We start from the raw sequence: 26,242 nt of genomic DNA on the forward strand, positions 1-26,242 counted from the left end.
ACGCCCCCGCCGATCACCACCGGCCGCCCATCAGTTCGGCCCGCCCGGCGGCTTCTCGTCGGCCACCCGGGCGACGATCGGCTCCAGCCTGTCCCGGGTGGTGCCGGCCCGGATCACCACCGCGATCCGGTTCTCCCGGTCGAGGACGATGGTGGCCGGGATCGAGTTCGGCGGGATGTCGAAGGCCAGCGCCAGCCGGCTCGGCGGGTCGAAGAGGCTGGGATAGCTCACCTTGTAGGCCGCCTCGAACGCCTTCGCCTTGTCCCGCCCGTCCTGGATGTTGATGCCGAGGAAGCGGACGTCCCGGTCCTTGGTCGCCTGGTAGGTCGCCTCCAGGTCGTCGGCCTCGGCCCGGCACGGCGCGCACCAGGAACCCCAGAAATTGATTACCACCACCCGGCCGCGCTCCCCGGCCAGGTCGTACGTCCCGCCGGTCAGCAGTTCACCGGAGACCGGCGGAGCCGCCGGGCGGTGCTCCGGCGCGCACTCGACGATGCCGTCCGTGGTCGTGCAGTTGTCCTTCCAGTCGTTCCCGCCCCCGTCGCCGCCCGAGCAGCCGGCCACGGCCAGCGCCACGGCGACGGCGAGCAGCGCGCCGAGGCCGGCGGACCACCGGGGGCGACTCACCTCATGCCCCCTTGGCCGTCCGGGCGGTCGGCGACATGGCGACCAGGTGCGCGGCCGGTTCGGTGTAGCCGATCCCGACGATCTTGGCACCGTCGAAGTGGAACGAGGTCAGGCTGGCCAGCCCGCACTGCCGCTTGCGCGGGTCGTGCCAGAGCCGCTTGTGCTCGACGTACCGGCGCAGGGTCCAGATCGGAAGCTGGTGCGAGACGCAGACCGCCTCCCGCCCCTCGGCGGCGATCCGGGCCGCGTGCAGGGCTGCGAACATCCGCTCGGCGATCAGGGTGTACGCCTCGCCCCAGGACGGGGTGACCGGGTCCCGCAGTACCCACCAGTTGCGCGGGTCCCGGAACGAACCGTCGCCGGGCGAGACCCGCTTCCCCTCGAACCAGTTGGCGCTCTCGATCAGCCGCTCGTCGACCCCGACCGGCAGCCCGAACTGCGCCGCGATCGGCTCCGCCGTCTGCTGGGCCCGCTCCAGCGGACTCGCCACCACATGCGTGACGTTGCGCTCGGCGAGCGCCTGGGCGGCCGCCTTCGCCATCTGCACACCCAGCTCGGAGAGGCGGTAGCCGGGCAGCCGGCCGTAGAGGATCTTCTCCGGGTTGTACACCTCACCGTGCCGGAGCACGTGCACGACCGTTGTGCTGCCCACGTTCCCTACCCCCCGTGACCGGCCGCCGCCGCAGCCTCCGCCGCGACCGGCAACACGGCCGCGACCTGCTCCAGCGCGGCGTCGTCCAGCGCCGTCGACACGAACCACGACTCGAAGGAGCTGGGCGGCAGGTAGACCCCGCCGGCCAGCATCGCGTGGAAGAACGCCCGGAACGCCGCCACGTCCTGGGTCCGCGCGGTGTCGTAGTCGTAGACGTCCGCGTCGGTGAAGAAGACCGAGAACATGTTCCCGGCGTACGAGAGCCGGTGCGGCACCCCGGCGGCGGCCAGCGCGTCGCTCGCCAGCTTGCCCACGGTGGCGGCCGTCTCATCAAGCCGCCGGTAGGTCGCCGCGTCGGCCAGCCGCAGCGAGGCCAGCCCGGCCGCGGTGGCCAGCGGGTTACCGGAGAGCGTGCCGGCCTGGTAGACCGGGCCCGCCGGGGCGAGCCGCCCCATCACCTCGGCCCGGCCGCCGAACGCCGCCGCCGGCAGCCCGCCACCCATCACCTTGCCGAAGGTGTAGAGGTCGGCGTCGACCGGATCGAGCCCCGCCCAGCCGCCCGCCGAGACCCGGAACCCGGTCATCACCTCGTCCAGGATCAGCAGCGCGCCGTGCGCGTGGGCGATCCGGGCCAGTGCCTGGTTGAAGCCGTCCCGAGGTGCCACCACACCCATGTTCCCCGGAGCGGCCTCGGTGATGACCGCCGCGATCTCCGACCCCTGGGCCGCGAAGACCGCCTCCACCGCCGCCACGTCGTTGTACGGCAGCACGATCGTCTCGCTCGCCGCCGCGCCGGTGACCCCGGGCGAGTCCGGCAGGCCGAGCGTGGCGACCCCGGACCCCGCCGAGGCGAGCAGCGCGTCGACGTGCCCGTGGTAGCAGCCGGCGAACTTGACGATCCTGCCCCGGCCGGTGAAGCCCCGGGCCAGCCGGATCGCCGACATGGTCGCCTCGGTCCCGGAGTTGACCAGGCGGACCTGCTCGACCGGGGTACGCGCGACGATCTCGGCGGCCAGCTCTACCTCGGCCCCGGTCGGGGCGCCGAAGCTGGTCCCGTCGGCGGCCGCTGCCTGCACCGCCGCCACCACCTGGGGATGGGCATGCCCGTGGATCAGCGGCCCCCATGAGCAGACCAGGTCGACGTAACGTCGGCCGTCCACGTCGAAGAGCCACGCGCCCTCGCCCCGGGCCATGAACCGGGGCGTGCCGCCGACGGCCAGGAACGCGCGCACGGGAGAATTCACCCCGCCCGGCACGAGGGTGCGGGCGCGGTCGAACAGGGCCTGGGAGGCCGGTGCCGCAGCCGGATAGCGACCGGGGCCGGCGGGGTACGTCTCACTCACGGTGCCGCCATTCTGTCAGCGCTACCTGTGCGCCCGGCACCCACCCCTCGGGCCGTCGCGCACGTCACGCCGACAGCCGATAACCCGAGCCCGGTCCCCTTACCGTCCGGTGGGGCGACCGGCCGTCAGAGGCCGGTTCGGCTAGGTCGCGATAGGCTGAACGGGTGAACCGGGCGGACCTGACCATCGGCGTGCAGCGCGGCACCGACGAGGTGACACTCATCCTCGCCGGCGAGATCGACATGCTCACCGCCGCCAGGCTGTCCAGCGTCGTCAACGAGGTGCTCGGCGACGCACCGTCCCGAATCGTGCTGGATCTCACCGATGTCACGTTCTGCGACTCGCAGGGCCTCGGCACCCTGGTCGTACTCAGTCGCAAGGCCAGCCACGCGCAGAGTCTGCTGGTGCTGACCAACGTCGGCGACTTCCTGCTCCGGGTGCTGGACATCACCGGCCTGCGCTCCGCCCTGATGATCCGCAACGAACAGGCCACCGGCTGACGCCACCGGCGGCCCGACGGCGACGCGACCACCCGACCGGCGGCGACCCGACCACGTCGGGGTTGGGGGCCGGATCGCCCGCGTCGGGATCAAGCCTGACCGCCCAGAGCGGGTGATCCGGCCCCCAACCCCCCGCACGACGGCGAGGAAGCGACCTACCGCCTTGTCAGGCACCCGGCCCCTTCAGGCCACCGCACCCCAACGCGCCTGCTCCAGCACCTCCACCGCCCGCTCCCGCCCCGCCGGGTCGTCCGAGCGCAGCAGCGCCACCGCGTCGTCCACCGCCTCGGCCATCGTCCGCCACTGGTTGTCCCGTTCCCGGACCAGCTCGGACTGTGCGGCGAGTTGCCGCGTCTTCACCCACAGTTCGACAAAGACCGAGACCTTGGCCCGCAGCACCCACGGATCGAACGGCTTGGTCAGGTAGTCGACGGCACCGACGGCGTACCCGCGCAGGGCGAGCTGGGCGTCCCGGTCAGCGGCGGTGAGGAAGATGATCGGCACGTGCCGGGTACGCTCCCGCCGCTTGATGTGACTGGCGGTCTCGAAACCGTCCATCTCCGGCATCTGGGCGTCCAGCAGGATGACCGCGAAGTCCTCCACCAGGAGCTGCTTCAGCGCCGCCTCGCCGCTCTCCACCGCGACCGACTGGACGGGCAGCCCCTGGAGGATCGCCTCGAGCGCCATCAGGTTCTCCCGCCGGTCGTCGACCAGCAGGGCTTTGGCCAGCTCGCTCACTCGAACGTCCCCCCGCCTCGGATCATGCCCGCATCATCCGCGCTCACCCCTCGACCTCCCGTCCGCCCCCGTTGACCCAGGAGGCCATCAGCTCGATCAACTCGTCCAGGTCCACCGGCTTGGTGATGTAGTCGCTCGCACCGGCGCCGAGTGCCGACTCGCGGTCTCCCGGCATCGCCTTGGCGGTCAGGAACACCACCGGCAGGTCGGTGAAGCGGTGGTTGCGGCGGATCGCCCGGGTTGTCTCGTAGCCGTCCTGGTCGGGCATCATCGCGTCCATCAGGACGATGTCCACCTCCGGATGCTCGGCGAGCAGGCGCACCCCGTCCACCCCGTTGTCCGAGTAGAGCACCGTCATGCCGTGCAGCTCCAACGCGCTGGTCAGGGCGAAGACGTTGCGGACGTCGTCGTCGATGATCAGCACGGTGGCGCCGTCGAGCTGCCGGGCCGCCGGGGTGATCGGCCGGTCCGGCTCGTTCTGGGTACGCAGCATGGCGGGCAGCCCGCCCCGGGGCGTCTGCATCGGCGGCACCGGCACCGGGGCGACCACCGCGTCCGGGGCCAGTACGTCCGGTACGAAGAGGGTGAACGTCGAGCCCTGCCCCGGTGCCGACGACACCGTGATGGTGCCGCCGATCAGGCGGGCCAGGTCGCGGCTGATCGACAGCCCGAGCCCGGTGCCGCCGTACCGCCGGCTGGTGGTGCCGTCGGCCTGCTGGAACGCCTCGAAGATCAGCCCGAGCTTGTCGTCCGAGATGCCGATGCCGGTGTCGATGACGGTGAACGCCACCACCTGGTGCGCGGTCGCCAGCGCCGGTACGTCGAAGAACGCTCCCTCCGGCGCCGGACCGATCCGCAGCGTCACCGCCCCGTTGTCGGTGAACTTGACCGCGTTGGAGAGCAGGTTGCGGAGGATCTGCTGCAACCGCTGCGCGTCGGTGACCAGGGTCGGCGGCAGCTCCTTGGAGATGCGTACCTGGAAGTCCAGGCCCTGCTCCTCGGCCTGCGGCGCGAACGCCTGCTCGACGTAGCTGCGGATCTCGGAGAACCGCACCTCGGTCGGCTCGACGTCCATCCGGCCCGCCTCGATCTTGGACAGGTCGAGGATGTCGTCGATCAGCGAGAGCAGGTCGGAGCCGGCACTGTGGATGGTGCGGGCGAACTCGATCTGCTTCTCGGTCAGGTTGTCCTCCGAGTTGTCCGCCAGCAACCGGGCCAGCAGCAGCAGCGAGTTGAGCGGCGTACGCAGCTCGTGGCTCATGTTGGCCAGGAACTCCGACTTGTACGCCGAGGCCCGGGCCAACTGCTGCGCCTTGTCCTCCAGACCGATCCGGGCCAGCTCGATCTCCCGGTTCTTGGTCTCGATGTTGCCCTTCTGCTCGGAGAGCAGTTGCGCCTTGTCCTCCAGCTCGGCGTTGGTGCGCTGGAGTTCGGCGGACTGTTCCTGGAGCTCGTGGGCGAGCCGCTGGGACTGGGAGAGCAGTTCCTCGGTACGCCGGTTGGCCTGGATGGTGTTCAGCGCGACGCCGATGGTCGAGACCAGCCGCTCCAGGAAGGCCAGGTGCAGGTCGGAGAAGGGCGAGACGCTGGCGAACTCGATGACGCCGAGCAGTTCCCCCTCGAAGAGCACCGGCAGCACCACCAGGTCGGCCGGGGGCGTGGCGGCGAGTCCGGAGCGGACCGTGAGGCTGCCGTTCGGCGGGGCGCCGACCCGGATCGTCCGCCGGGACAACGCCGCCTGCCCGACCAGCCCCTCACCGGGGCCGAACGTGACGTCGTGGTGCCGGGCCACGTAGCCGTACGACGCGGTGAGCCGCAACCGCATCACCGCCTCGTCGGTGTCGGCCAGGAAGAACGCGCCGAGTTGCGCGTCGACCAGCGGGGTCACCTCGGTCATGATCATGCGACAGACCTCGCCGAGGTCCCGCTGCCCCTGGAGCAGACCGCCGATCCGGGCCAGGTTGGAGTCGAGCCAGCCCTGCTCGGCGTTCTTCTTGGTGGTCTCCCGGAGCGTGACGATCATCTGGTTGATGTTGTCCTTCAGCTCGGCGACCTCGCCCTGCGCCTGTACGGCGATCCGCTGGGTCAGGTCGCCGGTGGTGACCGCCGTGGAGACCTGGGCGATCGCCCGGAGCTGGGTGGTCAGCGTGGCGGCGAGCTGGTTGACGTTCTCGGTGATGTCCCGCCAGGTACCCGAGACGCCCTTGACCTGGGCCTGACCGCCGAGCTTGCCCTCGACGCCGACCTCCCGGCCGACCCGGGTCAGCTCGTGGGCGAACGACGAGAGCTGGTCCACCATCGTGTTGACGGTGCCCTTCAGCTCCAGGATCTCGCCCCGGGCGTCGACGGTGACCTTCTGCGACAGGTCACCCCGGGCCACCGCCGTGGTGACCGAGGCGATGTTGCGGACCTGGGCGGTCAGGTTCGACGCCATCGAGTTCACGTTGTCGGTCAGGTCCCGCCAGGTGCCGGAGACCCCCTTCACCTCGGCCTGACCGCCGAGCTTGCCCTCGGTGCCGACCTCCCGGGCCACCCGGGTCACCTCGTCGGCGAACGACGAGAGCTGGTCGACCATGGTGTTCACCGTCTGCTTGAGTTCCAGGATCTCACCCTGCGCGTCGACGGTGATCTTCTGGCTCAGGTCGCCCCGGGCCACCGCCGTCGACACCTGGGCGATGTTCCGCACCTGGGCGGTCAGGTTCGACGCCATCGAGTTCACGTTGTCGGTCAGATCCCGCCAGGTGCCGGCGACGCCGCGCACCTGGGCCTGGCCGCCGAGCTTGCCCTCGGTACCCACCTCCCGGGCCACCCGGGTCACCTCGTCGGCAAACGACGAAAGCTGGTCCACCATCGTGTTCACCGTCGACTTCAGCTCCAGGATCTCGCCCCGGGCATCGACGGTGATCTTCTGCGACAGGTCGCCCTTGGCCACCGCCGTGGTGACCGAGGCGATGTTCCGGACCTGGGCGGTCAGGTTCGACGCCATCGAGTTCACGTTGTCGGTGAGATCCCGCCAGGTGCCGGAGACCCCCTTCACCTCGGCCTGGCCGCCGAGCTTGCCCTCGGTGCCGACCTCCCGGGCCACCCGGGTCACCTCGTCGGCAAACGACGAAAGCTGGTCCACCATCGTGTTCACCGTCGACTTCAGCTCCAGGATCTCGCCCTGCGCATCGACGGTGATCTTCTGCGACAGGTCGCCCTTGGCCACCGCGGTGGAGACCTGGGAGATGTTCCGCACCTGCGAGGTGAGGTTGCCGGCGAGCTGGTTGACGTTCTCGGTCAGCGCCCGCCAGGTGCCGGAGACGCCGCGTACCTGGGCCTGGCCGCCGAGCTTGCCCTCGATGCCGACCTCCCGGGCCACCCGGGTCACCTCGTCGGCGAAGGACGAGAGCTGGTCCACCATGGTGTTGACGGTGTCCTTCAGCTCCAGGATCTCGCCCTGCGCGGCCACCGTGATCTTCTGGCTCAGGTCGCCCCGGGCCACCGCCGTCGACACCTGGGCGATGTTCCGCACCTGGGCGGTCAGGTTCGACGCCATCGAGTTGACGCTGTCGGTGAGGTCCTTCCAGGTGCCGGCGACGTTCGGCACCTCGGCCTGGCCGCCCAGCTTGCCCTCGGTGCCGACCTCCCGGGCCACCCGGGTCACCTGCTCGGCGAAGAGCCGCAGCGTGTCGGTCAGCCCGTTGATGGTGTGCGCCAGCTCGGCGACCTCGCCCTTGGCGGAAACGGTGATCTTCTGCGACAGGTCGCCCCGGGCCATCGCCGTGGTCACCTGCGAGATCGACCGCACCTGGTAGGTCAGGTTCGACGCCATGGTGTTCACCGAGTCGGTGAGGTCCTTCCAGGTGCCGGCGACGCCGCGTACGTCGGCCTGGCCGCCCAGCTCACCCTCGGTACCCACCTCCCGGGCCACCCGGGTCACCTCGTTGGAGAAGGACGAAAGCTGGTCGACCATCGTGTTGACGGTGCGGCCGATCCGCAGGTATTCACCGCGCAGCGGCCGGCCGTCGATCTCCAGCGCCATGTGCTGGGAGAGGTCGCCGTCGGCGACCGCCACGATGACCCGGGCGATCTCGGTCGTCGGCCGGCCCAGGTCGTCGATGAGCTGGTTGATCGCCCGCTGCCCCTCGGCCCAGGCGCCGTCCAGCCCCTCCTCGTCCAACCGCTCGGTGAGCCGGCCGTCCCGACCGACGATCCGGCTGATCCGGCGCAGGTCGAGGTGCTGCCGTTCCTGGAGGGAGACCACCTCGTTGAAGGCGTCGGCCACCTCGCCCGCGACACCGGCCCGGCGGGGCAGCCGTACCTTCAGATCGCCGCGACGGACCCGGCGCAACGCGTCGGCGAGTTCGCTGAGCAGCACCGCGTCCTCGCTGGCGGACCGCTCCTCGGCAGAGATCTGTTTCGCCGTGGTCATCGTTCCTCGCTCAGGTTTCGAAGGAGGTGGGCCAGCCCGGCCGGCCCGCGCCGCCAGGTGGTCGGCGAATCCGCTCTGCCGCGCCCGCGCGGTTCCGCGCGGGCGGCGACCACACCCATCATTGTGCCTTTCGTCCACCCAATGCCACCCTCGGCGCACACCGGAGTCGGGAGCGGCAGTCGGCGGGACCAACCAGGAGGTAAAGCGGGCAGAACGGTCAAGTGGGGCACGGTTCAGCGTAGCGCGGCCCCGCTCCGACCGCCTGCCGGGCACGAGCGCGGCGCAGACCTGCCCGGCCCGGATAGGGTGGCCTGGATCTCGGATCGGTGGAGGATACGGAAGGTGTCAGCGGAGGCGGGCGGCACGGGCACCGGCGGAGCGGCCACCGGGGGCACCGGCGATCAACTGCGCCGGGTACGGCTACCCGCCGACCGACGTACCCCGGCGGCTGCCCGCGCCCTGGTCCGGTCGGTACTCGCCGAGACCGGCCTCGAGGAACTGCTCAACGAGGCACTGCTGCTCACCACCGAACTCTCCACCAACGCGGTCGAGCACGCCCGCACGGAACTGGACATCGAGGTCGTCGCGGACTCCTCGGGCCTGACCGTGACGGTCTCCGACTTCGCGGCCGGACCGATCGACGACGTGACGGCCCGGCCCAGGAACGACCTGACGGACATCTCGCAGGTCTCCGAGCGGGGCCGGGGGCTGCTCCTGGTCGACCACTTCGCCAGCCGGTGGGGCACCACCCACCAGGCCACCGGCAAGGGCGTCTGGTTCCGGCTGGACCGCAAGGACCCGGCCGTGGGGCCGCACGCGCTGGAGGCGGGGCACGCGGGGTCCACCGGCGGCGCCGGCGGCCCGCCCGGCCCGTCCGCGCCGAGCGCCGGGGCGATGAGCGCGCTGATGCAGACCGCCCCCGATCCGTACGCCGACGATCCGCTGCCCACCTTCGCCGCCGACCTGCTGGTCCGGGTCGGCGACATGGTCGGCGCGGCCGGCGGGGCGGTACGCCTCGACCGGGGCGACGGCGCCGGCTGGCAACTCCTGGCCCGGTACGGCCGGCAGCCCCGACCCGGCGACGAACTGCTCCGGGTGCCGTTGACCGTGCACCGGCCGTACGCCGGGGAGCTGGAACTCGACGCCGCGCCGTCGGGGTACGCCCGCCCGCTCGCCGCACTGGTCGCCGAGCGGCTCTCCCTGCACCTGGAGAACGACCGGCTGCGCCGGGCCGACGTACGCCGGCAGACCTGGCTGACCTTCCTCGCCGAGGCGAGTGAACTGCTCGCCCAGTCGCTCGACGTCGAGCTGACGATGGCGCTGATCCCGCAGCTCGTGGTCCCCCGGCTCGGCCAGTGGTGCGCGGTGCACGTCACCGACGAGTGGGGGCGGTTGAAGCTGGCCGCGGCCACCCACGCCGACGAGGCGGTGCTGCCGCAACTACACAAGATGCTCAAGGAGGACGGTCCGGAGTCGGTGCAGTCCCGGTTGCGCGAGGCGTCCCGCAGCCAGGGGCAGGTACCGATCGGCGCTCCGATGGACGGCTTCGCCATCCCGCTGGTCGCCCGGGGGCAGCGGCTCGGCACCCTGGCGGTGGGGCGGCACCAGCGGCACCGGCACGACCCGGACGAGATCGCCGTACTGGAGGACGTGGCCCGGCGGGCGGCGCTGGCGATCGAGAACGCCCGGATCCACGACGAGCGGCGCAAGGTCGCGCACACCCTCCAGCAGTCGCTGCTGCCGCCCGTGCTGCCGGTGGTGGAGGGGATCGGGTTCGCCGCCGAGTACGTGCCGACCGGGGACGCGGCCGAGGTCGGCGGTGACTTCTACGACGTCGTGCCGCTGTCCGAGGATCGCTGGCTGGTGGTGGTCGGGGACGTCTCCGGCAAGGGCGTGCAGGCGGCGGCGGTGACCGGGCTGGTCCGGGACGTGATCCGGGTCCTGGTCGGCGACGGCAAGCCGCTGCCGGAGGCGCTGGCCCGGCTCAACGGCACGCTGGTGGAGCGGGGTGGCGGCCGGTACTGCACACTGGCGCTGGCCGCTGTGGACCGGGACCGGACCGGCCGGCTCACCGTCTCGCTCTATCTGGCCGGTCACGACCGGCCGGTGCTGGTCCGCGCCGACGGGCGGGCGTCGTTCGTGGGTTCCGGGGGTACGGCGCTCGGCCTGCTCGACTCGATCACCTCGCCGGTCGCGGAGGTGCGGCTCGGCCCCGGCGACGCGCTGGTCTTCTACACCGACGGGGTGACCGAGCGGCGGCGCGGCCGGGAGCTCTTCGGCATCGAGCGGCTTCGGGACGCGGCGGCGCCGCTGGCCGGCTACTCGGCGGAGGTGGTGGCCGCCCGGCTGCGCGCGGCGGCGATCAACTTCTCGGTCGAGTCGCCCCGGGACGACATCGCCATCCTGGTGCTGCGCAACGACTCGACCGGCTGACCGGCACGGGGCCGGCGCGCCCGATGTCGTCAGAGGTGGCGGGCACCCTCCGGGGGTAGCGACACGTCCGGGCCGGTTGCGGTGTCTGGGGCAGAGCCATTGTCGTGAGGCCGTGGCAACCGCACGGAGATCCGGTGTCCGGTCAGCTCGCGCAGTCGGTCCGCCATGAGCCGGGCGGTGTCCATGCACTCCAGCCGCCGCGCGCGTCGCGGACCGGTCCGGTATTCGGCGAGCATCGCGGAGGCGAGCGCGGGCGGGTCCGCCACGGGGCAGCGGCGGCCCGTCTCCTCGGTGCACAAATCGTCCGCGGAGGCCATTTCGACCGACGCGATGACCCGCGTGCCGAAACCCAGTGCCTCGTTGATCACCCAACCCCACGGCTCGCGGTGGGACGGAGCCACGAAGACGTCCGCCGCGGCGTACACGGCACCCAGCCGCTGCTGGGGAATCGTGCCAAGGTAGCGGCAGTCGTCGTGGGCGTCGACGTACTGGCGGACCTGCGGTTCCAGCGACCCACTACCGACGATGACGAGAGCGGTGGTGCCGTCGGGCACCGTCTGGCGTACGACGTCGTACGCCTGCAGAAGGTCGGTGACGCCCTTGATCGGTTCAAGCCTGCCCACGAAGGTGAAGACGAAACGCTCGGTGAGCCCGAGCCCGGCTCGTAGCGCCGCGGCTCCTGACTCGTTTCCCGGCAGTTGTTGCAGCGCGTACGGGATCAGATGGTGCCGTCGCAGGCCCAACAGCCGCCAGTATGCGGTGTTGGCCGATCCGTTCGTCCACACCTCCGGCTGCCCCAACAGCATCCTTAGGTACCAGCGTTTGAGTAGTCGGCGGAACGCCGGCCGGGACGATTCGTCGCGGACGTTGGCCGCACCCCGCAACACGAGCGGGAGACCACGCAACCGGGCGACGTTCGCCGAGACCAGCCTGGCCAGGCCGCGGTATCCGTACACGCCTACCGCCCGCAGCTTCGGCGATAGGAGAGCCTTGGCGAGTGCGACCTGGCCGCGGAGGTGGTCGAGCACGATGTAGCGGTGCGTCGCCGCGACATGGCCCCAGCCGTGGGAGGTGTCGGCGCCGTAGAGGTAGAACACGCATAGCTGGTCGCCCAGCTCCTCCTGTAGCCGGTTGAGCACCGGCGTGTGATACGGGCTAGGACACTCGACGACGAAGACGATCATGATCGGATCTTTCCCCTGTTCCTTCTCGGCTAGGGTCTTCGGGATCAGCGGATGGCCTCCACGAACAGGCTGTCCGGTCGGTGCTCCACATCGGCCTGCCCGGGCCCGTTTGGATACGGCAGCGGCTTGGTTACGTCGAACTGCTTGATGGACCGTGGCCAGGGGACCATGTGTTCCTCGCTGCGGACGCCGGCTCGGCGGAGGAACGATCTGGCACCCGGTACGCGCGCCAGAGTCGAACTTGGTGACCTGTCGATGGTGATCCAGCCGGCCGGAGCCCGTAGTCCACAGCCCAGGTTGAGGCGAATATCCGCCTGTTTTCCCAAGAATGTCTCATGAGTTGTCGAAAGGTTGGTTAGTCCCATAAGCACGCATAGTAACCACAAGGGGACGCAGCCCGAGGGCTACTTGCCGTCTCATGGCGGCGTCCACGCCGCACACCGGCGACGCGCGGGTTCGGCTATCGGGTCAGATGCCGCCCGGATAGCGCCCGGGGGCGAGTCGTCGGGCCGGATCGAAGTGCTCCTTGACCCGGCGCAGCATCGGCAGGTCGGGCAGTTCGCCCCAGACATCCACGGCTTCGCGGATCCGGGCCGGAGCGGCGACCACCACGCAGCGGCCGGAACGGGCGCGCAGCACCGCGCGTACGCCGTCCAGGATGGCGCCGACCCGCTCCGGTGACGAGTCGGCCGACAGCGCGGCGTGCACGACACCGAGCCCGGCCGAGCCGCGTACCGGCACCGGCGCCCCGGCGGCGTCCCGCAGCGCGTAGATGGCGGCGTGCAGGTCGCCGATCGACACCTCGATGCGCAGCGCCACCTGGTCGGGCTGGAACGGATAGCGGCGCCACCACCCCGGCGCCGCCCCGACCACCTGGGCGTCGCCGCCGAGCAGCGCGGTCAACCGGGCCGTCCGTTCGGCCACCTCTGCCGGCCCGCCTTCGAGCAGTACGGCCAGGCTGCCGGAACCGGGCTCGCCGAACTGGCCGCGCGGCCCGGGACCGCCGCCGAGCCCGGGCTGTCCCCGGTCACCGGATCCGCCTGCGCCCGAGGATCGGCTCGGCGCGCCGGGCCGGGCCGGGGCCTCGAACCAACCTCGCCCGCCGGCCCGTCCGGACGGGCCGGGTGCCCCCGTGGCACCCGGCCCGTCCGGCGGAAGGTGCCCGCCGGAGCCGGGGCGCCGGACGCCGCGGCCGGTCGTCGGCGCCCGGCCGCCGGGCAGGTCGACCTCGATCGCGGTCGGCCGCAGCTCGGCGTCGAGGACGGCACGGACCAGGTCGTGCACCTCCAGCGGGGTCCAGACCGAACGGACCACCCAACTCCGGCTCGCCGGGATCGGCTGCACCCGCAGGGTCGCCGAGACCAGCACGCCGAGCGCACCCTGCGACCCGCAGAGCAGCCGGGCGACGTCGGGATGGGCCGGCACCGCGTCGGGCCGCTCCCCGGGACGGCCGGTCGCGCCGGCCCGGGCGTGCGCGAGCACCCCCGAGGCGTCCACGTAGCTCACCCCGACGAGTTGGTCGCAGGGCCGGCCGTGCAGGTGCCGCAGCGGACCGCTCTCGTCGGCCGCGACCACGCCCCCGACGGTGGCGCCGACCGAGGGCACGTCGATCGGCAGCCGGCGGCCGGTCCGTTCCAGGATCGCCTCGGCGGCCCGGACCGGTGTGCCGGCCCCGATCTCGGCGACCAGCTCGCCCTCCGGCTGCTGCCAGACCCCGGCGAGCCGCCCGGTGTCCAGCACGATGTCGACCTGTGACGGGGGCATGCCCCAGTCGAGTTTGGTGCCGGCCCCCCGGGCGACCACCGAGAGGTCGTGCTCGGCGGCGAGCCGGACCACCTCGGTGACCGCCTCCGGACTGCCCGGCGCCGCGACCCAGCGGGCCGCCGCGCCGGCCACCCCGTCGGCCGCTCCCGCGGCCCGGGCGAAGTGGGCACCGCAGATGCCCGCCAGTCGCCGTGCGATGTCAGCGCCCCCGCGCCGTTCTATCGAAATCTCCCCCACCTTGGTCATCGTACACATGTACTAATTTTCGGCAACGCCCCGGGCCGCACCGGGCCGCCCACCGGCCAGCCGGACGGGTAACGTGACCGGGTGACCACTGAGACGACCGCCGCCCCCGTCGCCAAGCGGGTGCCGACCGAGCGCACCCACCACGGCGACACGGTGATCGACGAGTACGCCTGGCTCGCCGACAAGGACGACCCGGACACGATCGGCTACCTGACCGCCGAGAACGCCTACACCGAGCAGACCACGGCCCGGCTCGGCCTGCTGCGGGAGACGCTGTTCAACGAGACGAAGCGGCGGACGAAAGAAACCGATCTATCGGTGCCGACCCGCAAGAACGGCCACTGGTACTACACCCGGACGGTCGAAGGCGAGCAGTACGGCATCCACTGCCGCCGATCGGTGCGGGACGGCGAGACGGCCCCGCCGATGCCGGAGGACGGCGCACCACTCGACGGCGAGGAGATCCTGCTCGACGGCAACGCACTGGCGCAGGGGCACGACTTCTTCGCGCTCGGCACCTTCGACGTCAGCCCGGACGGGCGCTGGCTCGCCTACTCCACCGACTTCGCCGGCGACGAGCGGTTCACCCTGCGGGTCAAGGACCTCTCCACCGGCGAGGTGCTCGCCGACAAGGTACCGGACACCTTCTACGGCAGCGCCTGGTCGGCCGACGGCTCCACGCTGTTCTACCTGACCGTGGACGAGAGCTGGCGGCCCTACCGGGTGTGGCGGCACACCGTCGGCACGGCACCGGATGCCGACGAGATCGTCTACCAGGAGGACGACGAGCGGTTCTGGGTCGGCGTCGGGCTGACCCGTTCGGAGAACTTCGTCGTCATCGACTCGCACAGCAAGGTGACCAGCGAGGTACGGGTCATCCCGGCCAGCAACCCGACGGGCGAGCCGGCGGTGATCGCGCCCCGCCGGCAGGGCGTCGAATACTCGGTCGAGCACCACGGGCATCGCCTCCTGATCCTGCACAACGACGGCGCGGAGGACTTCGCGCTCGCGTACACCTCGGCGGACGCGCCCGGGGACTGGGTGCCGATGATCGAGCACACTCCCGGCACCCGGCTGGAGGCGGTCGACGCCTTCGCCAACCACATCGTGGTGTCGCTGCGTACGGCCGGGCTGACCGGGATCCGGGTGCTGCCGGTGGGTAGCACCGAGTCGTACGACATCGACTTCCCGGAACCGCTCTACAACGTCGGGCTGGACAGCAACCCCGAATACCAGACCACCAGCGTCCGGCTGCACTACGCCTCGCTGACCACCCCCGACTCGGTCTACGACTACGACCTGGTCACCCGGGAGATGGTGCTGCGCAAGCGGAAGCCGGTGCTCGGCGACTTCGACCCGGCCGGCTACGAGCAGCACCGGGACTGGGCGCTGGCCGACGACGGGACCCGGATACCGATCTCGCTGGTCTGCCGGGTCGGCACCCCCCGGGACGGCTCGGCCCCGTGCGTGCTCTACGGCTACGGCTCCTACGAGGCCAGCATGGACCCGTGGTTCTCGATCCCCCGGCTCTCCCTGCTGGACCGGGGCGTCGTCTTCGCCGTGGCGCACGTGCGCGGCGGCGGTGAACTGGGCCGCCGGTGGTACGAGACCGGCAAGCTGCTGAGCAAGAAGAACACCTTCACCGACTTCGTGGCCACCGCCCGGCACCTGGTCAAGGCCGGTTGGACCTCGGCGGACCGGCTGGTCGCCCGGGGCGGCTCGGCCGGCGGGCTGCTGATGGGCGCGGTGGCGAACATCGCCCCGGACGCCTTCGCCGGGATCGTCGCGCAGGTGCCGTTCGTCGACCCGCTCAACTCGATCCTCGACCCGTCGCTGCCGCTCACCGTCACCGAGTGGGAGGAGTGGGGCAACCCGCTGGCCGACCCCGAGGTGTACGCGTACATGAAGTCGTACTCGCCGTACGAGAACGTCACCGCGCAGGACTACCCGCCGATCCTCGCCGTCACCAGCCTGAACGACACCCGGGTGCTCTACCACGAGCCGGCGAAGTGGGTCGCCCGGCTCCGGGCCGTCGCACCGCAGGGGTCGTACCTGCTCAAGACGGAGATGGGTGCCGGGCACGGCGGCCCGAGCGGGCGCTACGACTCCTGGAAGGAGGAGGCGTTCGTCGCCGCCTGGATCCTCGACCGGCTGGGCGTGGCCGCGTAAAGCGCAAGGTTGTGGAAGGGTGACTCGCATGACGGTCTTGTCGGACGACCGCTCCGGACTGGTCGGCGTGGGGCCCGCAGAGTTCGTGCAGGAACTTCTGTTCCACGGCTCGCCGCACCTCGTCGTCGGAGCGGCCCCGCAGATTGCGTTGCAGGGCGACGAGTTCCCAGTCCAGGATTCCTTGCCGGTGCCCACCGCAGCCCGGTTCGTGGCAGTGGTAGTGATAAGCCGCTCGAAATCGGAGTGCCTCAAGTGGCGTCCGGTCGCGGCTATCGAGCAGGTCGAGTTGCGTCATGGCGCCTCCAGCCGAGAGAGAGCTGTGGGTGTCGACGTAACTACTCCGAGAGATATTTTCATGGGCGGCGATACCTGGCTAGCCCTTGCCGATGCCCCACAAGCGCGCCACCGTCTACGACGGACCTCGCTCGCACAGCAGGGCGATTCGATCCAGGGGCGATCCTCTCGACAGACTGCGGCTCCGCAACTTTCTTTTTAGTTAACAACCTTGCAAGAAAGCGCTCTCTGGCGTAGAAACATTGACATGCGTACACGCCGAGCCACCCTCGTCCTGGCCCTGCTGGCCGCGACGCTGGTGGTGACCCCACCGAGCCCGGCCGTCGCTGAGCCGGGCGCGCTCACCTGGAGCGACGAGTTCAACGCGCCAGCCGGCACCCCGCCCGACGGCAGCAAGTGGAAGCACGACATCGGCGGCGGCGGCTGGGGCAACAACGAGCAGCAGTACTACACCAACAGCACCAGCAACGCGGCGCACGACGGCAACGGCAACCTGGTGATCACCGCCCGCCGGGAGAACCCGGCGAACTACCAGTGCCACTACGGCTATTGCCAGTACACCTCGGCCCGGCTGCTCACCGCGGACCGCTTCACCCAGACGTACGGCCGGTTCGAGACCCGGATGAAGCTGCCGCGCGGTCAGGGCATCTGGCCGGCGTTCTGGATGCTCGGCGGCATGCCCTGGCCGGACATGGGCGAGATCGACATCATGGAGAACATCGGCCGCGAGCCCGGCAACGTGTACGGCACGCTGCACGGCCCCGGCTACTCCGGCGGCAGCGCGATCAGCTCCCGCTACACGCTCCCTGGTGGCCAGGCGTTCGCCGACGCCTTCCACACCTTCACCGTGGACTGGGCGCCGGACTCGATCACCTGGTACGTCGACGGCATCCAGTACGGCCGCAAGACCCCGGCCGACCTGAACGGCAACCGCTGGGTCTACGACCACCCGTTCTTCATGATCATGAACATCGCGGTCGGCGGCCACTGGCCGGGGTACCCGGACGGCAGCACCACGTTCCCGCAGCAGATGCTGGTCGACTACGTCCGGGTCTGGGCCTGGAACACCGGCGGCGGCAACCCGGGCACCGGCAGCCAGCTCATCGGAATCGGCAACAAGTGCATCGACGTACCGGGCGCGAACCCGGCCGACGGCACCCAGTTGCAGATCTGGGACTGCAACGGCACCGCCGCCCAGCGCTGGACCTTCACCGGCGGTACGGTCCGGGCCCTCGGCAAGTGCATGGATGTGGCGAACGGCTCGACGGCCAACGGCGCCAACATCCAGATCGTCGGCTGCAACGGCAATCCGGCCCAGCAGTTCGTGTTGAGTGCGGCCGGCGACCTGGTGAACCCGCAGGCGAACAAGTGCGTCGACGTACGCGACTGGAGCACGGCCAACGGCGCCAAGCTCCAGCTCTGGGAGTGCACGGGCGGCGCCAACCAGAAGTGGCGGCGCGCCTGACCCGTCAGACGCGCGGCGGCACGCCGACCCGCCGCGACCCCGGCCCCGCACCGATCCCGGTGCGGGGCCGGTCGCTGGTACGCCCGGTCCATCGGCACGGCCGACCCGCAGGCATGACCAGCCGCGCGACAGTACAGTTGACCTCGGCCACCTCCGCCCGGCATCTCACCTGCCCGGAGGCAGCCAGATGGACACCGACCGTTTCGCCGACGCCCCGCCCGTCGAGCTGCCCAGCCACCGGGCGATCGAGAATCTGATCTTCACGTATGCCGAACTCGTGGACACCGGGGACTTCGCCGGGCTCGCCGACCTGCTCGCCGACGCCAGCTTCACGCTGGGCAGCGGCGAGACAATGGACGGTCGGGACGCGGTCGAGCGACTGGCCCACGACACGCTGCGGCTGTACGACGACGGGACGCCGCGGACCAGACACGTCACCACCAATGTCATCGTCGACGTCGACGAGGCGGCCGGCACCGCCGAGTCCCGTTCGTACTTCACGGGCGGCCCACCTCCGGCCGGTGCCCCCGTCTCCCGACCCGTCGCATCTGACCCGGCAACGGCAACCCGGTGACGTCCCAATGGGTACGGGCCAGCCGCGAGGCCGAGGCTGGCCCGTACCCGATAGAGGTCAGCGGCCAGATTCCGCCGGTGCCCTGACGGCGGCGGCCGGCAGGTCGGCCCCGTCCCCCGGGCCGACACTTCCCGCATCGGCTCGGCGGCGGACTCCGGAGGCGGTGACCACGGCCGCGACGACGATGGCGGCGAGCGGCACCACCAGGGCCGCGCGGTAGCCGTCGAGCATCGCCGCCGGGCTGGCGCCGGCGCCGGTGGCGGCGACGTTGACGGCAGCCACCACGGAGAGCCCGAGGGCGGCACCGAACTGGATCGACGTGTAGAGCAGCCCACCGGCCAGGCCCTGCTCCCGATGCTCGATCCCGTCGGTGGCGGCGATGGTGAGCGGTCCGTAGACCAGCGCGAACGCCACCCCGAGGATGATCACCGTCGGGAACATCGCCGCGTACGTCGTGTCCGGGCCGATCCGCAGGAACAGCGCGTACGCGACGGCGGCGAGGAGCAGGCCGCCGAGGATCACCCGGGGATTGCCGTGCCGGGCGACGAGCCGGGGCGTCAACAGCGGGGCGAGCACGATGTCCACGCTGACGGCCAGCAGGGCGAGACTCGTCTCCAGAGTCGACCAGCCGCGCAGCTCCTGGAGGTAGAGCACGGCGACGAACTGGAACCCGAAGAAGGCGGCGAGGAAGAGCAGCCCGGTGATGTTCGCCCGGACCAGCGCTCCGGAGCGGAGGATGCCGAGCCGGACCAGTGGGGCACGGGACCGCGCCTCGATGGTGAGGAACGCGCCGAGCAGGGCCAGCGACGCGGCGGCCGTACCGACGGTCTGCACGGCGCTGGTGTGGGTGGCCCGCTCGACCGCCAGCACGAGCAGCAGCAGGGCGGCGGTCACGGTGACCGCGCCGGCCAGGTCGACCCCCTGGCCAATCGGCTCGGGCCGCGGCAACCTCGGCACCAGCGGTACCGCCACGATCAGCAGGACAAGCGCGAGGAGTACCGGGGCGAAGAAGACCCACCGCCAGTCGATAGCAGTCAGCAGGCCACCCACGACGAGCCCGAGCGAGTAGCCGCCGGAGGCGATCCCGGCGTAGACCAGCAGCGCCCGGTTGCGCTGCGGTCCCTCCGGAATGCTGGTGGTGATGATCGAGAGCCCGGCGGGGGTCATGAACGCGGCGGCGACGCCGGTGACGAACCGGGCCAGGATGAGCATCCAGCTCTCAGTCGCCAGGCCACCGAGTCCGGAGAAGAGCAGGAAGACGAGCAGCCAGCAGAGGAACATCCGGCGCCGGCCGTACAGGTCGGCGGCGCGACCGCCGAGCAGCATGAAGCCGCCGTAGCCGAGGACATAGGCGCTCATCACCCATTGCAGCGCGCCGGTCGACAGGCCGAGGTCGGCGCGGATCGACGGCAGGGCGACGTTGAGCATCGCCACGTCGATGCCCTCCAGGAAGATCGCCCCGCACATCACCACGAGTACGCCCCAGGCGCGTGGATCGAGCCGGTGCGGGGCGCCGGATTGCTGGGTTGACGGTGAACTGGGCAACGGACCGCTCCTCGTGAGGCGATGGGTACGCGCGAGGAAACCGCCGGGGCGCGTCGTTCGGTTACCACCCGGCTGGCCAGTTCCCTCTTGTAACCAAGGAGATCGTCGGTCAGGCTTGACCATCGTGGAAGAAGGCACTTCGAAGTCACCCGGTTACTGCACCGGAACCGAGGGCGACTACACGGCCAGGCAGTGGGACGGCCGCGAGGACTGCGAGGTCCGCCAGATCCTCGACCGGATCGCCGACAAGTGGTCCCTGCTGGTCATCGCCCTGCTCGACCGGCAGAGCCTGCGCTTCACCGAGTTGCGCCGGGAGGTCGACGGGATCAGCCAGCGGATGCTCACCGTCACACTGCGCCAGCTCGAACGCGACGGGCTCGTGCACCGCACCGTCCACCCGGTCGTACCGCCCCGGGTGGACTACGCGCTCACCCCGCTCGGCGTCACCCTGCACCACACCATCCAGGCGCTGGTGCACTGGACCGAGTCCCACCTCGACGAGATCGCTGCGGCCCGTGCGAGGTACGACGAGCGCGCGGCGACTCCGGTCCCGGTGACTAGCCAACCTGCGGCCGGCTGAGCGGGCGGCGCCGCCAGGCGGGGCGTTCCGCGTTGGTGAACCAGCGCAGCAGCCACTCGGCCGGGCCGTGCCCGTGCCGCTCCAGCCACCGGCGGCTGACCACCACCTGGCCGACGAAGATGGCGACCGCGAAGACCAGCATCTCCAGCGGCGACACCTGACCCACCAGACCGAAACCGACCCCGGTGAAGATCAGCAGCATGGCGACGGACTGGCCGAGATAGTTCGACAGCGCCATCCGGCCGGCCGGGGCCAGCGTCGTGCCGAGCCACCGGCCACGCTCGCTGTGCACCAGCCGGATCAGCGTCGCGGCGTACGCGGCGGCCAGCAGCGGCGCGGTCATCGCACTCACCAGCACGCCGAGGGTGTCGCCGTTGCCGCCGAGCGAGGCGTAGACCACGCCACCGGCGATCCCGACCGGGAAGCCGACGAGCTGCGCGATCCGCAGCCAGGACTCCCGGCCGGTGAGCCCGACCAGCAGCCCCCGGCGGGCGGCGACCATGCCGAGCAGGAACATCGCCAGGGTGGTCGGACCCTGCACGGTCACCTGGGAGAGAGCGTAGAGCGGCAGGATCGCGATGTGCTCGTGGACCACCGAGCCGAACCCGCCGGCCAGGTTCGCGGTCGACTCCTCGGCGGCGGCGATCTGGCTGGCCTGGTCGAAGTAGCTCGACGTGTCCAGGAACAGGATGCTCGACCCTATGCCCAGCAGCAGATAGCCGTAGAGCGCGGCGGCGACGATCAGCGCCGTGCGGTCCCGTACCCCGCGCATCGCCAGCAGGATCGCGCCGAGCAGCGCGTAGACGGTGAGGATGTCGCCACTGATCAGGAACACCATGTTGATCGCACCGAGGGCGAGCAGGCCGAGCAGCCGGCGTACCATCCGGGGCCGGAACTCCGCCCCGGCCCGCGCCGCCGCCTCCGTCTGGAGCACGAAGCTGTAGCCGAACATGAACGAGAAGAGCAGGTAGAACTTCATTCCGAAGAAGCTCAGGTTGAACCAGCGCACCGCGTCGTCCAGCCACGAGTCGTACGCCGGGTCGGTGACGTTCAAGCTGTAGCCGGTGGCGACGAAGGTGATGTTGACGACGAGGATGCCGAGCAGCGCGAAGGCGCGCAGTGCGTCGAGATCGGGGATGCGGGTCCGGGAGGCCGTTGCGGCGGCGGTAACTGTGCTCACCAGTCGAGCACACCAGCGGCGGGCCGGCCGGTCAGGAGCGTCAGGTCCCGGGGCGGGGTGGAGCTAACTCCACCCCGCCGCGGAAACCGGCTCGATCAGTACACGACGTGTTTACCGCCGTCGACGATGACCGCCTCGCCGGTGACCATGTCCATGCCGAGCAGCCCGAGCACCGCCTGCGCCACGTGTTCCGGGTCGGCGGTGCGGCGCAGCGGCACCACCTCGCGCTCCCGGGCGCTGCGCTCCGCGAAGCCCTGCTCGCCGTGCAGGCCGGGCTGCCAGCGGGTGTGCTGCACCGTGCCGGGTGCCACCGCGTTGATCCGTACCTCGGGGGCGAGCGCCACCGCCAGGTTGCGGGTGAGCTGGAGCATCGCCGCCTTGCTCACCCCGTACGCGATCGAGGAGCCGCCGGCGCGGTAGCCGGAGATGGACGAGATGTTCACGATCGCGCCGCCGGAGGACCGCAGCGCGGGGGCGAAGGCGCGGGCGCAGCGGAACGCGCCGAGCAGGTTGACGTCGAGCACGTCCCGCCAGATCTCGTCGGACAGCCCGTCCAGGTCGGCGTGCTCCACCGCCCGGGTACCGCCGGCGTTGTTGACCAGCACGTCGACCCGGCCGAAGCTGGCGAGCACCTGCTCGGCCATGGTGCGTACCTGGGTGTCGTCGGTGACGTCGGCGGCGACCGCGCGGGACCGGCCGGCCCACTCCCGGGCCTGCGTCGCGGTCTCCTCGGCCTCCGCCCGCGACCGGCTGAAGTTGACCACCACCGCGTCCGCGCCGGCCCGGGCCAGCGCCAGGCTCACCGCCCGGCCGATCCCGGTACCACCGCCGGTGACCACCGCGACGGTCTTCTCCAGCTTCATCGCGCGGTCTCCATCGGAGTCGAGGCCGTCGGCGGCCCGTCCGCCGCCTTCCCGCCCGGTTCCTCCTGGTACGCGTGCACGGCGCCGATGTCCATCGTCCGGGTCTCCCGGGCGACCAGGAACGCCACCAGCGAGACGGCCGCGGTGAAGATGATCCAGAGCGCGACCAGCCAGGGCGAGCCGTCAGCGGTGCTGAGCAGTGCCGCCGCGACCAGCGGGGAGAAGCCGGAGATGGCGGCGCCGATCTCCCGGGAGGCGGCGAACCCGGTGTACCGCACCCCGGCACCGAACAGCTCCGCGTAGAACGCCGGCTGTACGGCGATCATCGGTGCGAAGCCGATGCCACCGGCGATGATCAGGGCCAGCCAGATCAGCACCGTCACCTCGGAGTTGAGCAGCCAGAAGTACGGGAAGGCGAAGGCGGCGGTGAAGACCACGCTGAACACGTTGAGCGGCTTGCGGCCGATCCGGTCCGACAGCGCGCCGTAGATCGGCTGGACCGCGATCACCACCAGGCCCATCAGGATCACGCCGGTCAGCGCCACCCAGCGCGGCCGGTCGAGTTCGTTGGTCAGGTAGGCGACGCTGAAGGTGGCGAAGATGTAGACGATCGCGGTGTCGCAGATGTGCGCGCCGATCCCGACCAGGAAGTTGCGGGGGTACAGCCTCAGGGTGTCCAGGACGGGGGTCCGCACCACCGTCCGGCTGCGCTCCAGCCGGCGGAACACCGGCGACTCGGTGACCCGGAGCCGTACGTAGACGGTCACGAAGATCATCAGGAAGCTGGCCAGGAACGGGATCCGCCAGCCCCAGGATTCGAGCTGGTCGTCGGGGAGCATCCCGACCAGCAGGAACGAGACGGTACCGAGCACCAGACCGATCTGCACCCCGGTCTGGGCGTACGAGGCGTAGTAGCCGCGCCGCTGCGGTGGGGCGTGCTCGGCGAGCAGGGTCGACGCGCCGCCGAACTCGGCTCCGGCGCCGAGCCCCTGGCAGATCCGCATCAGCACCAGCAGGATCGGCGCCCAGACCCCGATCTGGTCGTACGTCGGCAGCAAACCGATCAGCCCGGTCGCGATGCCCATCACCAGGGTGGTGATGATCAGTGTGGAGCGCCGGCCGATCCGGTCACCGAGCCGGCCGAAGAAGAACCCGCCGACCGGACGGAACAGGAACGCCACCCCGAAGGTGGCGAACGCGACGAGCGTGCCGACCGCCGGCTCGGCGTCCGGGAAGAAGATCTCGTCGAAGACCAGCGCGGCGGCGGTGCCGTAGATGAAGAAGTCGTACCACTCCAGGGCGGTGCCGACCAGCGACGCTGAGACGACCCGGCGCAGCTCGGCGGGTGGGGTGGTCTCCTGGTCGGACGGCGCGGAGGCGGTCTCGGGCTCAGGCGGGGGCGCGGGGTCCACCGGCGATGTCATCACGATCCTCCTCGGGCGAGGGGGCCGCGCGGTCCGCGCGGCTTCGGGGGTGGGGTACGGGTACGGCGGGCAGCTCGGGCCCGCCCGGCAGTTCGGCCAGTTCGCGCCAGGTGGACGGGGCGAGCGGGATCCCGTCGGAGATCCGGGCGGCGCGGGTGTGCGCCTCCTTCTCGCCGGGCACCAGCACGCCGTCCGGGCCGGGGTCGCGCTCGACGGCGGGCGCGGTGTCGCCGAGCAGCCGGCAGAACCCCTCCGACCGGGTCCGGAACCCGGACACCGGCAGGAAGGTCCCGATGTCGATGGCGATCAGTACGGTGCCGTTGGTGTTGTCGTAGCCGGGCAGGCTGGAGATTCCGGCGCCGGAGAGCAGCCCGCCAACAATCTCGATCATCACGCTGAGGCCGTAGCCCTTGTGCTGGCCGAACGGCAGCAGCGCGCCTCCGGCGTAGAAGTCGGACGGGTCGGTGGAATCCCGGCCCTCCGCGTCGACCAGCAGGCCGGCACCGACCCGTTCCTGCCGGGCCAGCGAGAGCGCGAGCTTGCCCTCGGCGATCGCCGAGGTGGCGAAGTCGACCACCACCGGTGGCCGCCCCTCGGCTCGGGGCGCCGACCAGGCGAACGGGTTGGTGCCGAGCCGGCGCTCCCGGCCGCCGTACGGGGCGACGGTCGGGTTGATGTTGCAGAAGGCCAGTCCGATCGCGTCCGTCTCGGCGAGCAGTTGCACGTACTCGCCGAGCCGGCCGATGTGGTTGCAGTTGCCGATCGTCACCACGCCGACGCCGTACTCCCGGGCGAGTTCGCGGGCCTCGGTCACGGCCAGCCGGGCGGCGAGCTGGCCGAACCCGCGCCGGCCGTCGACGACCGCGGTGGCTCGGTGCCGGCGACGGATGACGGGGTCGGCCGAGGGATCGATCATGCCGCCACGCACCGCGTCGACGTACGGGATCAGCCGGCGTACCCCGTGCGAGTCGTGCCCGACCAGGTCGGACTCGACCAGCGAGGTGGCGACGGCCCGGGCGGGCGGCTCCGGGCTGCCGGCGGTGGTGAGGATCCGGGCGGCGATCTCCACCAGTTCGTCCGCCGGTACGGCAACCGGCGGCATCTCGTCGTCGACCGGCCGTGCGGGGTGGTCCGGCGCGTGGCCGCTCGGCACGGTCGACCAGGACGGCGGACGGTGCGCCGCCGCGCTGTCGTCGATCCGGTTCCGGTCCTCGCCGCGCGCCATCTGGCGTCACCTCCGGAGCACGCCGTTCCGCCCTGCGGAACACCGTTCCACAGTAACCTTCGTCACAGTCTGGCCCGTAACACCGACCAGCGCAACCGGATGGAAACAATTCGGATCGACCCGAGACAGGCACCGGCGCCGAATCACCAGAGCGGGCGCCGGGCCCGATCGGCCCGGGACAGGGGCCGGGCCGGATCGGCCAGGTCAGCTCGGGACGGTGCGGGCGCCGAGGGCCCGGGAGACCTCTCCGGCGGCCTCGACCACCTGCCGGCCCACCTCGTCCGCCGACTGGTCCGCCGCCTCGTAGCTGAGCGTCGCCGCGCTCACCCCGCCGATCACGTGCCCGGCGTGGTCGTACACCGCCGCACCGGTCGCGGAGACCCCGGGCTCGTTCTCCTCGTGGTCCTCGGCCCAGCCCCGGGACCGGACCGTGGCGAGCTCGGCGAGTAGCGGCCCGACCTCGACGATCGTGCCCGGCGTGTGCCGGCGCAGCCCGGTCCGCTCGGCGAGCGCCACCACCCGGTCGTCGTCCAGGGTCGCCAGGACCGCCTTGCCGATCGACGTACTGTGCAGGTCGAGGCTCATCCCGACCCGGGAGGCGAGCTGGTACGGCTTGCCCGCCTCCACCTTGGCCACGTAGACCGCCTCGTCACCGTGCAGCAGCGCCAGGTGCACCGTACGGCCGGTGCGCCGTTGCAGCTCCTCCAACTCGGGGCGTACCCGGGCGGGCAGGTCCAGCCGGTGCATCACCCGGCCGGCCAGCGCGAGCATCCGGGGGCCGGTGAAGTAGTCCCCGTTGCCGGTGGGTCGGGCCAGCCCGCGCTCGACCATCACCTGGAGAATCCGGTGCACGGTCGCCTTCGGCAGGTTCGTCGCCGCCGCGATGTCGGTCAGCCGGCTGTGCTCGACCAGTGCCTCCAACACCGCGAACGTCTTGTCCGAGGCGCTCGCACCGGTCCGGTCAGCCATGGTTCCAATGTAGGGAATGCCGCCGGTCGGCTCGGTCGGGCCGCATCCGCGCC

At 71.3% G+C, this 26,242-nt stretch carries 20 protein-coding genes; 7 read left to right on the forward strand and 13 right to left on the reverse strand.

From position 1 onward, the window contains the following. Nucleotides 1–30: 30 nt before the first annotated feature. The 3 genes from ACSMXO_RS41035 to hemL are packed head-to-tail and all read right to left on the reverse strand — an operon-like array spanning nt 31 to nt 2,622. Nucleotides 31–627 (reverse strand): TlpA family protein disulfide reductase, encoded by a 597-nt coding sequence (locus tag ACSMXO_RS41035; protein WP_455416050.1) that lies wholly within the window; start codon nt 625–627, stop codon nt 31–33. A 1-nt stretch (nt 628) separates the two neighbouring features. Next, on the reverse strand, nt 629–1,279 hold the full coding sequence (locus tag ACSMXO_RS41040; RefSeq protein ID WP_101368544.1) for a histidine phosphatase family protein: 651 nt from the start codon (nt 1,277–1,279) through the stop codon (nt 629–631). 5 nt (nt 1,280–1,284) lie between these two features. Then, nucleotides 1,285–2,622, reverse strand: coding sequence for a glutamate-1-semialdehyde 2,1-aminomutase (gene hemL, locus ACSMXO_RS41045; protein WP_455416051.1), 1,338 nt, complete (start codon nt 2,620–2,622; stop codon nt 1,285–1,287). Between the two features lie 164 nt (nt 2,623–2,786). Here hemL and ACSMXO_RS41050 point away from each other — a divergent pair, with 164 nt between their 5' ends. Next, on the forward strand, nt 2,787–3,122 hold the full coding sequence (locus ACSMXO_RS41050) for an STAS domain-containing protein (RefSeq protein ID WP_346258713.1): 336 nt from the start codon (nt 2,787–2,789) through the stop codon (nt 3,120–3,122). 183 nt (nt 3,123–3,305) lie between these two features. Here ACSMXO_RS41050 and ACSMXO_RS41055 read toward each other — a convergent pair whose 3' ends face one another. Together ACSMXO_RS41055 and ACSMXO_RS41060 are read right to left on the reverse strand one after the other, a co-directional pair. After that, nucleotides 3,306–3,860: a response regulator gene (locus ACSMXO_RS41055; protein WP_346258712.1), complete on the reverse strand. Its 555-nt coding sequence runs from the start codon at nt 3,858–3,860 to the stop codon at nt 3,306–3,308. A gap of 43 nt (nt 3,861–3,903) precedes the next feature. Then, a complete protein-coding gene (locus ACSMXO_RS41060) occupies nt 3,904–8,274 on the reverse strand; it encodes a HAMP domain-containing protein (protein ID WP_455416052.1) in 4,371 nt (1,456 codons plus the stop codon). Nucleotides 8,275–8,616: 342 nt separating this feature from the next. Here ACSMXO_RS41060 and ACSMXO_RS41065 point away from each other — a divergent pair, with 342 nt between their 5' ends. Further along, complete coding sequence (locus ACSMXO_RS41065) at nt 8,617–10,707, forward strand: SpoIIE family protein phosphatase (RefSeq protein ID WP_455416053.1); 2,091 nt, start codon at nt 8,617–8,619, stop codon at nt 10,705–10,707. Nucleotides 10,708–10,736: 29 nt separating this feature from the next. On the opposite strand, the gene ACSMXO_RS41070 is transcribed toward ACSMXO_RS41065, so the two are convergent. Continuing rightward, nucleotides 10,737–11,891, reverse strand: a complete 1,155-nt coding sequence (locus ACSMXO_RS41070; protein ID WP_455416054.1) for a glycosyltransferase — start codon at nt 11,889–11,891, stop codon at nt 10,737–10,739. A gap of 468 nt (nt 11,892–12,359) precedes the next feature. Further along, entirely contained in the window at nt 12,360–13,901 is a 1,542-nt protein-coding gene (locus ACSMXO_RS41075; protein ID WP_455416055.1) for an FAD-binding oxidoreductase, read from the reverse strand. An 81-nt stretch (nt 13,902–13,982) separates the two neighbouring features. On the opposite strand from ACSMXO_RS41075, the gene ACSMXO_RS41080 reads away from it, so the two are divergent. From ACSMXO_RS41080 to ACSMXO_RS41095, 4 genes are all read left to right on the forward strand, one after another. After that, a complete protein-coding gene (locus ACSMXO_RS41080) occupies nt 13,983–16,070 on the forward strand; it encodes a S9 family peptidase (RefSeq protein ID WP_455416056.1) in 2,088 nt (695 codons plus the stop codon). A 28-nt stretch (nt 16,071–16,098) separates the two neighbouring features. Further along, entirely contained in the window at nt 16,099–16,566 is a 468-nt protein-coding gene (locus ACSMXO_RS41085) for a hypothetical protein (RefSeq protein WP_455416057.1), read from the forward strand. Between the two features lie 45 nt (nt 16,567–16,611). Then, nucleotides 16,612–17,829, forward strand: coding sequence for a family 16 glycosylhydrolase (locus ACSMXO_RS41090; RefSeq protein WP_346258704.1), 1,218 nt, complete (start codon nt 16,612–16,614; stop codon nt 17,827–17,829). A gap of 187 nt (nt 17,830–18,016) precedes the next feature. Then, nucleotides 18,017–18,403 carry a nuclear transport factor 2 family protein gene (locus tag ACSMXO_RS41095; RefSeq protein WP_455416058.1) on the forward strand — a complete coding sequence of 129 codons (387 nt, stop codon included), beginning with the start codon at nt 18,017–18,019 and terminating at the stop codon, nt 18,401–18,403. Nucleotides 18,404–18,460: 57 nt separating this feature from the next. Here the strand turns inward: ACSMXO_RS41095 and ACSMXO_RS41100 are convergent, their stop codons facing one another. Then, nucleotides 18,461–19,948 (reverse strand): MFS transporter, encoded by a 1,488-nt coding sequence (locus ACSMXO_RS41100; RefSeq protein ID WP_455416059.1) that lies wholly within the window; start codon nt 19,946–19,948, stop codon nt 18,461–18,463. A 226-nt stretch (nt 19,949–20,174) separates the two neighbouring features. On the opposite strand from ACSMXO_RS41100, the gene ACSMXO_RS41105 reads away from it, so the two are divergent. Further along, nucleotides 20,175–20,528, forward strand: coding sequence for a winged helix-turn-helix transcriptional regulator (locus tag ACSMXO_RS41105; protein ID WP_346258839.1), 354 nt, complete (start codon nt 20,175–20,177; stop codon nt 20,526–20,528). Here ACSMXO_RS41105 and ACSMXO_RS41110 read toward each other — a convergent pair. The 5 genes from ACSMXO_RS41110 to ACSMXO_RS41130 form a co-directional block, all read right to left on the reverse strand. Beyond that, nucleotides 20,506–21,708 carry a DUF418 domain-containing protein gene (locus tag ACSMXO_RS41110; RefSeq protein ID WP_455416060.1) on the reverse strand — a complete coding sequence of 401 codons (1,203 nt, stop codon included), beginning with the start codon at nt 21,706–21,708 and terminating at the stop codon, nt 20,506–20,508. The genes ACSMXO_RS41105 and ACSMXO_RS41110 overlap by 23 nt on opposite strands. Before the next feature lie 95 nt (nt 21,709–21,803). Next, a complete protein-coding gene (locus ACSMXO_RS41115) occupies nt 21,804–22,571 on the reverse strand; it encodes an SDR family NAD(P)-dependent oxidoreductase (protein ID WP_455416061.1) in 768 nt (255 codons plus the stop codon). Next, nucleotides 22,568–23,995: an MFS transporter gene (locus ACSMXO_RS41120; RefSeq protein ID WP_455416062.1), complete on the reverse strand. Its 1,428-nt coding sequence runs from the start codon at nt 23,993–23,995 to the stop codon at nt 22,568–22,570. The genes ACSMXO_RS41115 and ACSMXO_RS41120 overlap by 4 nt, the downstream gene beginning before the upstream one ends. After that, entirely contained in the window at nt 23,961–25,220 is a 1,260-nt protein-coding gene (locus ACSMXO_RS41125; protein ID WP_455416063.1) for an Ldh family oxidoreductase, read from the reverse strand. The genes ACSMXO_RS41120 and ACSMXO_RS41125 overlap by 35 nt, the downstream gene beginning before the upstream one ends. Nucleotides 25,221–25,424: 204 nt before the next feature. After that, nucleotides 25,425–26,189, reverse strand: a complete 765-nt coding sequence (locus ACSMXO_RS41130) for an IclR family transcriptional regulator (protein ID WP_455416064.1) — start codon at nt 26,187–26,189, stop codon at nt 25,425–25,427. Between the last annotated feature and the right edge of the window lie 53 nt (nt 26,190–26,242).

The organism is Plantactinospora sp. DSM 117369, from assembly GCF_053764795.1.